Origin of the sequence: Anaeromicrobium sp. (assembly GCF_025210435.1) — a bacterium.
Classification (GTDB): domain Bacteria; phylum Bacillota; class Clostridia; order Peptostreptococcales; family Thermotaleaceae; genus Anaeromicrobium.
This window is the reverse complement of record NZ_JAOART010000063.1, coordinates 15,486-29,974: the sequence shown is the minus strand read 5'-3', so window position 1 is coordinate 29,974 and position 14,489 is coordinate 15,486. Positions and strand designations below refer to the sequence as shown.

At 30.9% G+C, this 14,489-nt stretch carries 14 protein-coding genes and 1 other annotated feature; all 14 genes read left to right on the top strand.

From position 1 onward, the window contains the following. Positions 1–162 precede the first annotated feature (162 nt). The 14 genes from N4A57_RS07535 (at position 163) to N4A57_RS07470 (ending at position 14,143) form a co-directional block, all read left to right on the top strand. Positions 163–1,527: a TrkH family potassium uptake protein gene (locus tag N4A57_RS07535; RefSeq protein WP_330671480.1), complete on the top strand. Its 1,365-nt coding sequence runs from the start codon at positions 163–165 to the stop codon at positions 1,525–1,527. A gap of 22 nt (positions 1,528–1,549) precedes the next feature. Further along, entirely contained in the window at positions 1,550–2,197 is a 648-nt protein-coding gene (locus tag N4A57_RS07530; protein ID WP_293657262.1) for a potassium channel family protein, read from the top strand. Between the two features lie 21 nt (positions 2,198–2,218). Further along, positions 2,219–3,028 carry a TrmH family RNA methyltransferase gene (locus N4A57_RS07525; protein ID WP_293657261.1) on the top strand — a complete coding sequence of 270 codons (810 nt, stop codon included), beginning with the start codon at positions 2,219–2,221 and terminating at the stop codon, positions 3,026–3,028. A 43-nt stretch (positions 3,029–3,071) separates the two neighbouring features. Beyond that, positions 3,072–3,280, top strand: a binding site (T-box leader). Between the two features lie 53 nt (positions 3,281–3,333). Then, positions 3,334–3,516: a hypothetical protein gene (locus N4A57_RS07520; protein ID WP_293657259.1), complete on the top strand. Its 183-nt coding sequence runs from the start codon at positions 3,334–3,336 to the stop codon at positions 3,514–3,516. A 2-nt stretch (positions 3,517–3,518) separates the two neighbouring features. Then, entirely contained in the window at positions 3,519–4,538 is a 1,020-nt protein-coding gene (gene pheS / locus N4A57_RS07515) for a phenylalanine--tRNA ligase subunit alpha (RefSeq protein WP_293657257.1), read from the top strand. A gap of 13 nt (positions 4,539–4,551) precedes the next feature. Continuing rightward, positions 4,552–6,942 (top strand): phenylalanine--tRNA ligase subunit beta, encoded by a 2,391-nt coding sequence (pheT, locus tag N4A57_RS07510; protein WP_293657255.1) that lies wholly within the window; start codon positions 4,552–4,554, stop codon positions 6,940–6,942. A gap of 238 nt (positions 6,943–7,180) precedes the next feature. After that, positions 7,181–7,438, top strand: a complete 258-nt coding sequence (locus tag N4A57_RS07505) for a hypothetical protein (protein WP_293657254.1) — start codon at positions 7,181–7,183, stop codon at positions 7,436–7,438. 9 nt (positions 7,439–7,447) lie between these two features. Continuing rightward, on the top strand, positions 7,448–7,624 hold the full coding sequence (locus tag N4A57_RS07500; protein ID WP_293657252.1) for an RHS repeat-associated core domain-containing protein: 177 nt from the start codon (positions 7,448–7,450) through the stop codon (positions 7,622–7,624). 363 nt (positions 7,625–7,987) lie between these two features. After that, positions 7,988–8,422: a hypothetical protein gene (locus N4A57_RS07495; RefSeq protein WP_293657251.1), complete on the top strand. Its 435-nt coding sequence runs from the start codon at positions 7,988–7,990 to the stop codon at positions 8,420–8,422. 387 nt (positions 8,423–8,809) lie between these two features. Continuing rightward, the gene (locus N4A57_RS07490) at positions 8,810–8,998 is read left to right on the top strand and encodes a hypothetical protein (protein WP_293657249.1); all 189 of its coding nucleotides are present in this window, start codon (positions 8,810–8,812) and stop codon (positions 8,996–8,998) included. A 409-nt stretch (positions 8,999–9,407) separates the two neighbouring features. Beyond that, a complete protein-coding gene (locus N4A57_RS07485) occupies positions 9,408–10,082 on the top strand; it encodes a response regulator transcription factor (RefSeq protein WP_293657247.1) in 675 nt (224 codons plus the stop codon). Then, complete coding sequence (locus N4A57_RS07480) at positions 10,079–11,110, top strand: ATP-binding protein (protein WP_293657246.1); 1,032 nt, start codon at positions 10,079–10,081, stop codon at positions 11,108–11,110. Before N4A57_RS07485 ends, N4A57_RS07480 begins: the two co-directional genes overlap by 4 nt. Before the next feature lie 317 nt (positions 11,111–11,427). Next, positions 11,428–12,192 (top strand): ABC transporter ATP-binding protein, encoded by a 765-nt coding sequence (locus tag N4A57_RS07475; protein ID WP_293657245.1) that lies wholly within the window; start codon positions 11,428–11,430, stop codon positions 12,190–12,192. Next, the gene (locus tag N4A57_RS07470) at positions 12,182–14,143 is read left to right on the top strand and encodes an ABC transporter permease (protein ID WP_293657244.1); all 1,962 of its coding nucleotides are present in this window, start codon (positions 12,182–12,184) and stop codon (positions 14,141–14,143) included. The genes N4A57_RS07475 and N4A57_RS07470 overlap by 11 nt, the downstream gene beginning before the upstream one ends. The last annotated feature ends 346 nt before the right edge of the window (positions 14,144–14,489 follow it).

Sequence of the window (14,489 nt, the reverse complement as noted above, 5' to 3'; positions counted from 1 at the left end):
ACAGAGTCTATTTTTAGTTATAAAACTTTTGATTAGGACTTTTATAAACTAGACTAAAACCCAAATTAACATCTTTTAGAATACTAAATAAAAGAGTCTTTAGATGATAGTTCACAAATAATGGTTATAGTGCTATAATTAAGTAAACTACATAGGACAGGGGTGATTATAATAGACGTAAATAAGAGGATAGATAAATTTAATTTGGACCCTGCACAAATAATAGTTCTAGGTTTTGCCAGTGTAATCCTAATTGGGGCTATACTCCTTAGCTTGCCCATAGCATCTAAAAATGGACAGAGTATAGGTTTTATAAATGCCTTTTTTACAGCCACATCTGCAGTATGTGTAACGGGATTAGTAGTAGTAGATACGGGAACTTATTGGACCGTATTTGGAAAAACTGTAATTATACTATTAATTCAAATAGGCGGATTAGGATTTATGACCATGGCAACTTTTTTTGCCCTATTATTTGGAAAGCGTATTACCTTAAGGGAAAGGCTTATAATGCAGGAAGCTCTAAATCAATTTAACATATCTGGCATTGTACGATTGACAAAATATGTCTTAATAGCAACCTTTGCTATTGAGGGTATAGGAGCCATACTTTTGGCTTTTAAGTTTGTACCTAAGTATGGTTTAGTCACAGGAATTGGATTTAGTATATTTCATGCCGTATCTGCATTTTGTAATGCAGGGTTTGATTTAATAGGAAATTTCAGGAGTTTAACACTTTTCGTAGATGACACACTAATAAATGTAGTTATTTGTGGATTGATCATAATGGGTGGTTTAGGATTTACTGTAATAGTGGAAGTGATGAACAAAAGAAAGTTCTCAAGGTATACTCTACATACTAAGTTAGTATTATGTATCACGGCAGTTTTACTAGTGGTAGGTTTCTTTGTCGTTTTAGTACTTGAGTATAATAATCCAGACACATTAGGAAATCTCACATTTAAGGGTAAAATACTAGGTGCCATGTTTCATTCTGTAACTCCGAGGACGGCAGGTTTTAATAGTTTGCCTACGGATAAATTAAGTATGGCTACCATATTTTTTACTATAATATTAATGTTTATAGGTGGATCTTCTGGTTCCACTGCTGGTGGTGTTAAAATAACCACGGCAGGGGTTATGGTATTACATATTTCAAGTATAATAAGAGGTAAAGAGGATACGGAAGTCTTTGGAAGGAGAATACCAAGGGATATTATAAGTAGATCCTTGGCAGTTATAGGTATAGCCATGTGTCTAATCATATTAGTCACCATGATTTTGTCTATAACAGAACCTGATCAAGATTTCTTGAGCATATTCTTTGAGGCCACATCTGCATTTGCCACTGTGGGATTATCTGTTGGTATAACACCAACACTTAGTATAGTGGGGAAGATAATCATATCTTTGACCATGTTTGCAGGAAGGGTAGGGCCTTTTACTATAGCATTGGCTCTTGCTAAACAACAACAAAAGAAAAAGGGATTAGTAAAATACCCTCAAGAAAGAGTCATAGTAGGATAAAATATTATAAAGGGGTGTTAACATGAAGCAATTTGCAGTAATTGGTTGCGGAAGGTTTGGATCAAGTGTAGCTAGAACATTATATGGACTTGGATTTGATGTGTTAGCCATAGATAGTAATGAAGATACTATACAAAATATAGCAGACTCTGTAACCCATGCAGTACAAGCAGATGCTACTGAAGAAAATTCCATAAAATCATTAGGTATGGGCAATTTCGATGTGGCTATTATAACTATAGGATCTAATATACAATCCTCTATTATGGCCACTTTAATTGCAAAGGAATTGGGTGTTAAATATGTAGTAGCTAAAGCACAAAACGAATTGCATGCAAAGGTTTTATATAAAATAGGGGCAGATAGAATCGTATTTCCAGAGAGAGATATGGGAGTTAGATTAGCTCATAATTTAGTTTCTTCAAATATATTAGATTATATAGAATTGGCACCAGACTATAGTATAGTTGAAATCTCAGCTTTAACAGAATGGGAAGGGGAAAGTTTAAGAGATTTAAACATGAGAGCCAAATATGGAATAAATGTTATGGCCATAAAGCGTGGTACAGAGATAAATATATCACCAAGTGCCTTAGATTCAGTTAAAAAGGGAGACGTATTAGTTGTTATAGGTCACAATGATGATATTCAAAAAATAGAGAAAAAATGATAATAACAAGAGGTGGATTTTTTGGTAATTAAAATAACATCTTCAGACAATAAGATAGTAAAGAACACAAGACAATTAAATAAAAGGAAGTCTAGGGAAAAAAATAAAGAATACATAATTGAAGGTGTTAGAAGTGTAAGAGATGCCATAAAATACGAAGAAGAAATAAAGTATATATTATACTCTAATAAAATTAACAATGTACAACAGGGAGAAGGACTATTAGAGGATGTCTTATCCTTAGGATTAAAGGTCTATGAAGTGGATGAAAAGATATTTAATTCCCTATCAGACACGGAAAATAGCCAAGGTATTATGGCTGTTATAGGTATGAAAAAATTTGACATAAATGAAATTATAAGGCCTAATGGTTTATACGTAGTATTAGATAGGATTCAAGATCCTGGGAATTTAGGTACAATAATTAGAACTGCTGATTCGGCAGGGTTTCATGGGGTCATATTAACAAAGGGGTGTGTAGATATATATAACCCTAAAGCTATACGCTCTACTATGGGATCCATATTTAATATACCAATAATTCAAGGGTTTGGTGAAGAAGATTTAATAGAGGTATTACATAGGGAAAAGATAAATATAGTATGTACTAGTTTGGATACGGATAAATATTATTATGATGTGGATTTTTCTAAAAATGTGGCAATAGTAATAGGAAACGAAGGAAATGGAGTTTCTGATTATATATTAAATAAATCCAATTTACTAATTAAGATACCCATACTAGGTAAAGCAGAATCATTAAATGCATCTACTGCATCATCTGTTATCATATATGAATCTGTGAGACAAAGGATGACAAAATTATTGTAAATGAAAATTCCTTATGCTATAATATTTAGAAGTTAAAAAATTTTTAATAGTTGTGATAGAGAGAGTAGGTTGAACTTAAGTTTACAGAGAAAAGATGCCGTGGCTGAAAGCACTTTAAACATTAATCAACTGAAGTTCACTCTTGAACTGCAGAGTTGAAAAAAGTAGGCTTTGCCGGTGACTCCGTTATAGTCCCATGAGAGGTCAGTTTTGACTAATAGGGTGGTAACGCGGATAAACTTCGTCCCTAATGGGGATGGAGTTTTTTTTATTGCCTAAAAACATACAAATTGAGGGTGATTAATATGGAGATAGGAATTAAAGCAGGAATTTTCATCATATGTTATTTCACTTTAAGTATATTTTTCAATAATATGGCCAATAAAAGAAAAAGAAGTAAAATTAGTGAAATCCTAAGAAATACCATAATATCTACCATTGTGTATGTGTTGGCTATAATAATTTTTAATAAGTTGAAAGGAGTTTAGGTATGAAAGAACAATTGAGTCAAATAAAAGAAAGTGCAATAAGTCTGGTAAATAATGCCCAAAGTATGGATGAACTTCAACAAATAAGAGTAAAGTACTTAGGAAAAAAGGGTGAATTAACAGCAGTGTTAAGGGGGATGAAGGATCTTTCTAACGAAGAAAGGCCATTAGTTGGAAAAATAGCCAATGAAGTTAGAGAAGCTATTGGTAGTCAACTTGAAGATGCTATTAGTAATGTTAAGGAAAAGGAAAAAAATAAAAAATTAGAAAAAGAAACTATAGATGTTACCATGCCAGGTAGTGAAGTTTTAAGAGGTCATAGACATCCTCTTACGACAGTTTTAGATGAAATAAAGGAAGTATTTATCGGTATGGGATTCTCCATAGGTGAAGGGCCAGAAGTTGAAACTGTATATAACAACTTTGATGCATTAAATGCACCTAAGAACCACCCATCAAGGGGAATGGCAGATACTTTTTATATTAATGATGATATAATACTTAGAACTCAGACTTCACCTGTACAGGTACGTACTATGAAAAGCTCAGAACCTCCTATAAAGGTTATTTCTCCAGGAAGATGCTTTAGACGTGATACGCCAGATGCTACTCACTCTCCAATGTTTCACCAAATAGAGGGATTAGTAGTAGGTAAGGGTGTAACTATGGCAGATTTAAAGGGAACACTAGATATGTTTGCAAAAAAATTATTTGGTGAAGAGACTAAGACTAAGTTTAGACCACATAACTTCCCATTTACAGAGCCAAGTGCAGAAGTTGACTTAACATGCTTTAAGTGTGGAGGAGAAGGTTGTAAAGTATGTAAGGGAAGTGGATGGATAGAAATCCTAGGTTGTGGAATGGTTCATCCTAATGTATTAGAAGAATGTGGTATAGATTCGGAAGTTTATAGTGGATTTGCCTTTGGTATGGGTCTTGATAGGATTACTATGCTAAAGTATAACGTGGATGATATAAGATTATTCTTTGAAAATGACATGCGTTTCATAGAACAGTTCTAAGGAGGGAAATTACGTGTTAGTATCGTTAAATTGGTTAAATGATTATGTGGATTTAAAAAACTTAAGTGTTGAAGAAATAAGAGATGGATTTATCATGTCTGGCTCTAATATAGAAACTGTGGAAAATCCAGCAGGAAAAATGAATAAAATTGTAGTTGGAAAAATATTAGAAATCAAAAAACATCCAGATGCAAATTCCCTAATAGTTACTCAAGTGGATGTGGGAGAAGAAGTAGTTCAAATAGTTACAGGTGCAGACAATGTGAAAGAAGGAGACTATATTCCGGTTATATTAAGTGGTGGAAGATTACCTGATGGAACAAAGATTAAAAAGGGAAAACTTCGTGGAGTAGTATCTAATGGTATGATGTGTTCAGGGACAGAACTAGGAATTGGTGATAATATATTACCCACAAGTCAAAATAAGGATGGCATATACATATTTAACAAAGAATATCCATTAGGATCAGAAGTAAAGGAAATAATGGGACTTGATGATTCTGTAATGGAATTTGAAATCACATTTAATAGACCAGATTGCTTAAGTGTAATTGGTATGGCTAGGGAAGCTAGAGCTACTTTTAATGTTCCTATGAAATATCCTGAAATAAGGATTAATAGTGAAGTGGAAGATGCTAATGACTACATGAAGGTGGAAGTTGAGAATAAGGATCTTTGTGATAGATTTGTAGGAAGAGTTATAAAGAATGTAAAGATAGAAGAATCTCCAGAGTGGTTACAAAACAGGCTTATGAGAGCAGGCATTAGACCAATAAGTAACATAGTTGATATAACAAACTTTGTAATGTTAGAGTTCGGTCAACCAATGCATGCATATGATATAGAAGATGTGGAAGATAGAAAAATCATAGTTAGAAATGCAAAAGCTAAGGAGACTATAAAAACATTAGATGGTCAAGCAAGAGAGCTAAATGAGGATATACTTTTAATATGTGATGGTAAAAAGCCAGTAGGTATAGCTGGAGTAATGGGTGGAGAAAATACTGAGATTAAGGATAGTACAAAGACCATATTCTTAGAGGCAGCCCATTTTAATAAGGACAACATAAGAAAGACATCTAAGGACTTAGGTTTAAGAACAGAGGCTTCTTCTAGGTTTGAAAAGGGAGTAGATCCTAATACTACCTTAACTGCTGCTAATAGATTCTGTCAATTGGTGGAACAATTAGGAGCTGGAGAAGTTGTAGGATCTCATATTGATATATATGAAAACAAGACAGAAGAAAAAACTATAAAGGTAAGAAGTTCTAGAATAAATGGATTACTTGGAACTAAACTTTCTAATGATGAAATGGTAAAAATCTTTGAAAGCTTAGAGTTTAAGGTAAAGACAGTTGGAGAAGACTTTGAAGTAACTGTTCCTACTTATAGGGGAGATATGATAAAAGAAATAGATTTCGTAGAGGAAATTGCTAGAATCTATGGATATGATAAATTAGAAACTACCCTATACAAAGATAGTATTCAAGGAGGAAAAACTCCAGTACAATCTAGTGTAGACATACTTAAGGACACTTTAAATGGTGCAGGGTTAAATGAAATTTTAACTTATTCCTTTGTAAGCCCTAGTGTACTTGATAACTTATGCGTAAATGAAGAAAGTTCCCTAAGGAATGTGGTGAAGGTAATAAATCCACTAGGAGAAGAAACTAGTGTAATGAGAACTACATTAATGGGTAATATGATAGAAGTGTTAGGAAGAAACTATAACAAAAATGTGGAGTCAGCCCGTGCTTTTGAATGTGGAAATACTTTCATACCAGGAGAAGACATACTACCTTCTGAGAAGAGAGCTGTTACTATGGGTATGTATGGTAAAGATGTGGATTTCTTCTCTTTAAAGGGAGTGGTAGAAAGGGTATTTAGTAGATTTGGTATAGATGGAGTGGAATTTGTACCAGAAAAGTCTAATACTACATTCCATCCAGGAAGATGTGCCAATGTGTTAGTAAAGGGAGTAGTTGTAGGTACATTAGGAGAACTTCATCCAAATGTATGTGAAAACTATAAGATAGGTACAAGGGTATATGTATCAGAATTAGATTTTGAAGCTATGATAAACCATATAGATTTAGATAAGGGTTATACACCACTTCCAAAGTATCCAGCCATGACTAGGGACTTCGCCATAGTTGTTAAAGAGGATGTTTATGTTAAAGATATACAAGATGTGGTAACTGCTAATGGTGGTGGAATATTAGAAAGTATTACACTATTTGATGTATATAGAGGAAAGCAAGTGGAAGAAGGCCACAAGAGTATAGCCTATTCTTTAGTTTATAGAGCTAAGGATAGAACTTTAACAGACGAAGAGGTTACTAAAGTTCATAATAATATAATTAAGGAATTAGAAGAAAAAATTGGTGGAAGTTTAAGAGATTAATGAAGAAGGTCGCAAGACCTTCTTTTGTTGTTTTTAGAATTATATTGTTGAGTCGAACCAAAATGAAGTTTAGATAGGATCATATGATTATAATGCTAGTGGACTTAGAAGTAAGAAAATAGCAAATGGGAAAACTGAATACTATTATTATAATGGAGATAAACTAGCTTATATAACAAATGAAAATAACACTTTAAAATACTTTTTTGTAAGGGATATACAAGGCAGACCTGTATATATGATAGATTATACAAGTGCCATACCAAAGAACTATTGGTATTTGTATGATGCCCATGGAAGTGTATTGGCATTGGCAGATGAAAATGGAAATAAGGTAGTCACCTATGACTATGATCCATGGGGATATATAAAGGGTTATACTTATACAGCAAGTACAGGAGATGGAGTACCACTGTGGAAGGCAAATCCATTTAGATATAGTGGGTATCAGTTTGATGATGAGACAGGGATGCATTACTTAAAGAATAGATATTAATCTCCTTATTTGGGAAGATTTATTACTAGGGATGTAGGAGTAGGACTTAATTTATATGCTTATGCAGCTAATAATCCAATTAATAATGTTGATCCTAATGGTTTTAGTTGGATTAGGGATATTTGGAATAATGCACGAGAAGCTTTAGCAACTGCTTATAATAAAGTCAAAGATACAGTTGTTTAAGGTTATAAAGAAATTACATCTACATTTAATAAGGCGGACAAAAAGAATTTTGCGGGAAGCGCCATTGCTGCGGCATCAATACCTGCTGGATTAGCTGTAGTAGGTAGTATAATAATTGTTAGTGCCATAGGTATAGGTGGTGCTATTTTTAAAGATGCATTTTATGGTGATAAAAGCATAGGAGGTAAATATGATAATAGTATGAGAATTCCTGTTGTTTAGAAAAACAAGTATCTTTTAACACTAAATAATATTGAAGATTTTCAAAGTGAAAATAAATTGACAGTAGATGATAGTTAGGGAATGAAATTAAAAGACATATAAAATGATATATTTTATAAATTGTGAAAGAGAGAATAATAGATGAAAAATAGACAGAAAGATGGATCAATATGGATGGTATTATCAATAATAGGCTATGGATATATATTTAGATATTTACCTCCGTACTTACAAATATTTTTTGCAGTACTTGGATTGTTATTAGGTATAAAGGCATTTTTTAGGTATAAAAAAATAAAGTATTCTAATTATGATAAATTTATAATTAAAGTATTAAGTATAATTATAATTATATTTATACTATATGTAATGGGAGAAAACTATTTAAATTTTAGTGTAGATATATTATTGATTTTACTAGGATTAATGATAATGATTATTATTTATGCGACAATAATAGGTGTAAGAACCAAATTAAGAAGTGGGAAAGAAAATGAAGTTAAGGAAGTAAAGAGAGCATTATTTATATTCGGTATAACGCTTGTATTGGCTTGTATTATGTTTTTTATAGATTAGGAAACACTTTGTGGCAATTACTTGTGGATAATTTTGTTTCGTGAAGATAGAGTATATATTATATTGGTAAAAATTTATTTATTCAAACGCAGGGCAATTTTGATCATTAGTAATAAGTGTTTTAATCAGACTTTATTACAAAAGCACATAATTTTCAAGAAATAAAATAAATTAAAGCCTCTGATTTTAAAGTCAGGGGCTTTGTATATACTCAAAGGAACAGGAAGCTCAAATAATGAAAAAAGTTAATATTGGTTCTATGTCAATATGTTAATGTGTATATATTTGGAACAAAATTAATAGAGTATAGATCACATACTAAATCATCATCTGATTCCGCTAGTCTAATAATAATATAACCTATTCAATTTAAAAGGGGCTATCTCAATGCATGTTTATGCATTTTCAGACAGCCTCTTTGTTTTTAACTATTTTAAATTTAGTGCAGACATATTATTAATTTTATTAGGAACAGGTATAATAATTAGTATTTATGCAGCAATAATAGGTGGAATAAATCAGCTTAAAAGTGGGGATTGGAAAAAATTAGGCAAGGCAAAGTTGGTTTACTTATGATTGGCATAGCATTTGTAATATTTTGTTTGATATTTCTTATAGAATATATAGGGTAGATGTATTAAGGCATATCCTAGTAGTATATAAGTAAGATTAATCTAAGAAAGTAAATGAATAATAAGGGTTTTAATAAAATTCTATTAAATGAATATTGAAAAAATATAGAACAAGTTAAAAAGAATGAAAATACATGTGGAGGATAAGTTCTTTACATGTATTAATATAAGAATATATTAAAATCAAAAAAAGTAAGGCATATGAAAAAAATAAAGATAAAATTAGGATAATAGAAAATGATGGTATATAACATTATATATAAATTGCCAAGCAAAATTGGATTCTAACAATAATGTAAGATTAACTGGTAAAAGTACATCTTTTGGTATAATAGGGAGGAGGGGGGAAGTTTTTGTATAAGATATTTGTAGTAGAAGATGATAAAAAAATTGCGTGTATTCTAGAAGACAATTTAAAAAGGTGGGGATATGAGGTTTTAGTATGCAAGGATTTTAAAGATGTTTTTGTACAATATAGTTCATTTAAACCTCATCTAATATTACTAGATATTAATTTACCCTATTATGATGGGTTTTACTGGTGCTCAAGGATAAGGCAAATATCTAAGGTGCCAATTATATACATATCATCAAGGGAGAGTGAATCGGATAAGATAAGGGCCATATCCCAAGGGGGAGATGACTATATAGAAAAACCCTTTTCGTTAGATCTCCTAATTGTAAAAATCCAAGCCATTCTAAGGCGAGCATATTCCTATAACGATGAAGCTCTAAATGTGATTCAATATAAAAATATAGTACTAAATATAGAAGATGCATGTGTATTTTGCGAAGAGAAGGAAGTAAGACTTACCCATAATGAGTGTAAGATATTATCTATCCTTATGAGAAATCCAAATAAAATAATATCTAGAACTCGTTTCATAAAGGCTCTTTGGGAAGATGAGAGTTTTGTAGATGACAATACTTTGACGGTAAATGTAAATAGACTAAGGAAAAAGTTAAAAACTTTAGGGGAATTAGACTATATAAAAACTATAAAGGGAGAAGGATATAAACTTTTATGAAGATAATGGATTATTTCATAGAAAGATGGTTTACCTATGGATTTATTTTAGTTAGTTATATATTTTCTTATATTGTATATAAAATGGACAAGAAGTTTACCATGTCTAATTCTAATGGAACATATATGATGGTAAGTTTACTTGTATTATTTGTCATATTTGCCATAGGGGACTATCTTTTATATATTTATCGTATAAAGAAAGTAAAGAGTCATTATTGTAAGAAAAATTTTTATGAAGAATCAATAGAAGAATTTACTTATCCAATGGATAAGGTCTATGCCAAATGCATATGTGAACTTTCAAGGGAATATGAAGATTTTAAGGAAAAAATATATAATGAATCCTTAGATGAATCTGATTTCATAACTAAGTGGATCCATGACATAAAGGTTCATATATCTGCTTTAAGGCTTATTTTAGATAATGAGTGGGGCGATTTAAACTTTAGTATATATAAGGACATGGACAAGGAAATAAAAGCTATAGAAGAAGCTATAGAAAAAAATTTCTACCATATAAAGTCCAAAAACTTTTATAATGACTATAAACTAAAACCAACTAGCACAAAGAAAATGATAGGCCAATCCTTAAAAAAATATGCCAGTATATTTAGTTATAAGAGAATAAATATAAATATTGAAGGTGAAGATTACAAGGTACTTACTGATGAAAAATGGAGTGGGTATATAATTTCACAGATCATATCTAATGGAGTAAAGTATACAAATGATGGTGGCACAATAGATATAAAAACCATAAAAGATGACAGGGGTATTTTAATAGAAGTAAAAAATACAGGAGTAGGCATAGATAGTAAGGACATAAGTCAAATATTTAAAAGGGGATATACTTCTTCTAAGGAAAGGGCTGGCATGAAATCCACAGGATATGGCATGTATTTATCTAAAAAAATTAGTCATATGTTAGGTCATGAGATTGTTATGGAATCAAAAGTTAATGAGTATGCTAAATTTACCCTAGTATTTAAGGAAATAGATTCCATATACAATGTGACTAAAGTGTAAGGTTGTATTGGGAAAATGTAAGTCTATTCGATTTTTTTAAAACTTCTTGTGAGGTATGATTTAATTATAGATTTCTGGTGTATAAATTAGCTTTATGCGAGCCTATTTCAGGAAACCATTGAAAATCTTTTCCACCCAAGTCCTTGTCACAAGCGAAAGTGTGAACCTTCGTATATAGGTTCATGTGTCATGTTGGAGTAGCATAGGATGTTGTGACGTTCCCGGGTTCTAAAGATTTTCAATAGTTTCCCTTATAGGCAAGTTAGTGTATAAAGAAATCTATAGAGATTAGTTAAGTCATATGGAGGAGAGAGATTATGGAAACTTTGAGAGTGAAAAATATTAGTAAAATTTATGGGGGTAAGAAAAAATCAAAGGAATATGTGGCCCTTAGGGATGTGAGTTTTGAAATATCAAAGGGTGAATTTTTAGGTGTTATGGGTCCTTCCGGGTCTGGAAAAACTACCCTATTAAATATATTGGGAAGTATTGATAGACCTACAGGAGGAAAATTATATATAGGAGATAAGGATATTACTAAATTAAATAAAAAAGAACTGGCATACCATAGAATGAATAATATAGGTTTTATATTTCAAGATTATAATTTGTTAAATACTATGACATTGAAGGAAAACATATTATTACCTTTGGCCCTTAGGGATTCTTCTGTAGAATATATGGAGTCTAAATTAGGGGAGTTATGTAAAAAAATTGGTATTGAGAATATATTAAATAAATATCCCTATGAAGTATCCGGGGGAGAGCAACAAAGAGCTGCTGCGTGTAGGGCACTAATAACAAATCCCAAGATAATTTTAGCAGATGAACCTACTGGAAATTTAGATTCTAAATCTAGTAAAAATCTATTAGATTTAATTTCCTTTATAAATAAGGAGTATGAAACTACCATATTAATGGTTACCCATGATATATATGCAGCTAGTTATTGTGATAAGATAATGTTTATTCGAGATGGAGAAATTTATAATGAATTATATTCAAACGGGAACAAATCAGAACTATTTAATTCAATAATTGATGTTATGGCTATTATTGGAGGTAATAGATATGAAATTTAAAACAATAGCTTTAAATAATATAAAAAAGGATTTTAAGAAATATATTATGTATTTTTTGTCCCTAACCTTTAGTGTATTTACAGCATATACATTCTTAGCCCTTATGGAAAATAAAAGTGTACTTATGGCCTTTACTTATGATGATAGATATAAAGCTTTACTCAAGAGCTTTGGTATTATCATGTTGGTTTTTATAGTATTTTTCTTGATTATTTCTAATAATAGTTTTATAAGAGCTAGAAAAAAAGAAATATCCACATACTCCCTATTTGGAATGAGTAACTATAAAATTACTAAATTAATATTTATAGAAACCTTAATAGTAGGTATGGGAGCCATAATAGTAGGTATTATTATGGGAATAATATTTTCTAAGTTTATGGCCATGATATTAATTAATATAACAATAATTTCTTATGTGGGAGAAGTGGACTTTTGTGTGGATTTTAAATCCATATTAATTACAATGGGAATTTTTTTAGGAATATTCTCCATAATGGGTCTTGGAAGTTCTAGAGTAATCAATAAATTTCAATTAGTAGATTTATTTAAGGGAGACAAAATTTCAGAATCAAAGGGTAAAGGGTCATATACCCTTCTTGTCATATCTCTACTATTAATAGGTAGTGGATACATGTTAGCTTGTAATCCTAGAGCATATATGGTACTAAAGTATAGTTTGTTAATTTTAATATTAACTATAAGTGGAACCTATTTATTATTTTGGGCAGGCTTACCTAAGATAATAAATATTATGAAAAAGCGTAAAAAAACTTATTATAATGGAGGAAATTTAATAGCTATTAATTTCTTTTCCCATAAAGTCAAATCTATAAGTACTATTATGGCTACTATAGCCATTTTATCAGCAGTAGGAGCCACTGCATTTTCAACAGGATATGTACTTTATCTCAATGCTGGAAAAAATGTATACAAAACAATAGGATATGACTTATATTTTTATACAGGGGATAATAAAATAGAAAATAAGGTAGATGAAGTTTTAAAAAAGCATAATAAAAAAATAGATAAAAAAGTTGTGGCACAGAGATATGTATGTTCTCCTAAAGTAGAAAATGGGGAAATTATAAGCTATGGCAAATATGAAGATGATTATCTTAGGGTATATCCAGAGTCCCTATTTAAAAAGCTCATGTGGGCAAGTAAACATAAAAACTACAAGATGATAGATTTAAAAGCTGGAGAGGCCACATTTATGGCAGGATATATGGGCCATGAAGAAGAGGTTTTCATTGGAAAGAGAATAAATTTTCAGGATAAAGAAATTTCTATTAAAAATCTTATGAATTTTAGATTTCTAGATTTTGGGGCTTTCCATACTATTATTCTTGACGATGAGGATTTTAATGACCTATTAGAAAGAAAAGAGATAAGAGATAGGACAGAGGATGGAGTTTTGTATGATAAGGCCTATGTATATTCCTTTGAAGATTCATTAGAATCTAAAAAGTTAAATATGGATTTAAAGAATGTATTAGAGAAGAACGTAGGAAGTTATAGAACTGCATATGATTTTTATGATGAATCACTACAAAGTTTTGGCTTAGTATGTTTTATTGGAATGTTCATGGGGGTAGTATTTGCACTTATGACGGCAAGCCTTTTATATTTTAAACAGTTAATGTTAGCAGAGGAAGAGAAAAAACAGTATGAAATTTTAAGAAAAGTAGGTATGTGCAAAAGTATAGAAAGTAGGGTTGTATCAAAAAGAGTCATGCCTGTGTTTTTAATTCCTATTATAGTCGGCATAATTCATAGTATATTTGCTATGAAATCAGCAGATACTATGGTATTTTCAAATTTAATAGGCAACTCTAGCTCCTATGGGCAAGTCCTTTTTTATTCTGGAGTTATGTACCTTGTATATGGAATAATAAATACGCTTTTTTATATGATAACTAAAAACCAATATTTAAGAGCAATAAAATAATAAGAAAAAGTTGGTGATATTTCGCCAACTTTCTCTTATTATTTAGAGTTTTTTTTAGAATGTGAGCCTACTTCAGGAAAATATTAAGAAATACATTTTTACATAAGGCATATGAAAAAAATAAACTAGTCAGGTTCCTGAAGAATTTGGATTATTTTCAAGGCATGGGGAGTGAGCATATTAAACATATGTGAGCGATTCCATAACGAGGAAAATGACTAATTTATTTTTTGAATATGCCTAACTTATGGGTAGGAAGTTTCAAATAAAAAAAGGAAAAGATGAATTTAGAAGGAAGTATAGTAATTATACTGTTACTAAGGTATAATATAGTTAAATTATATAT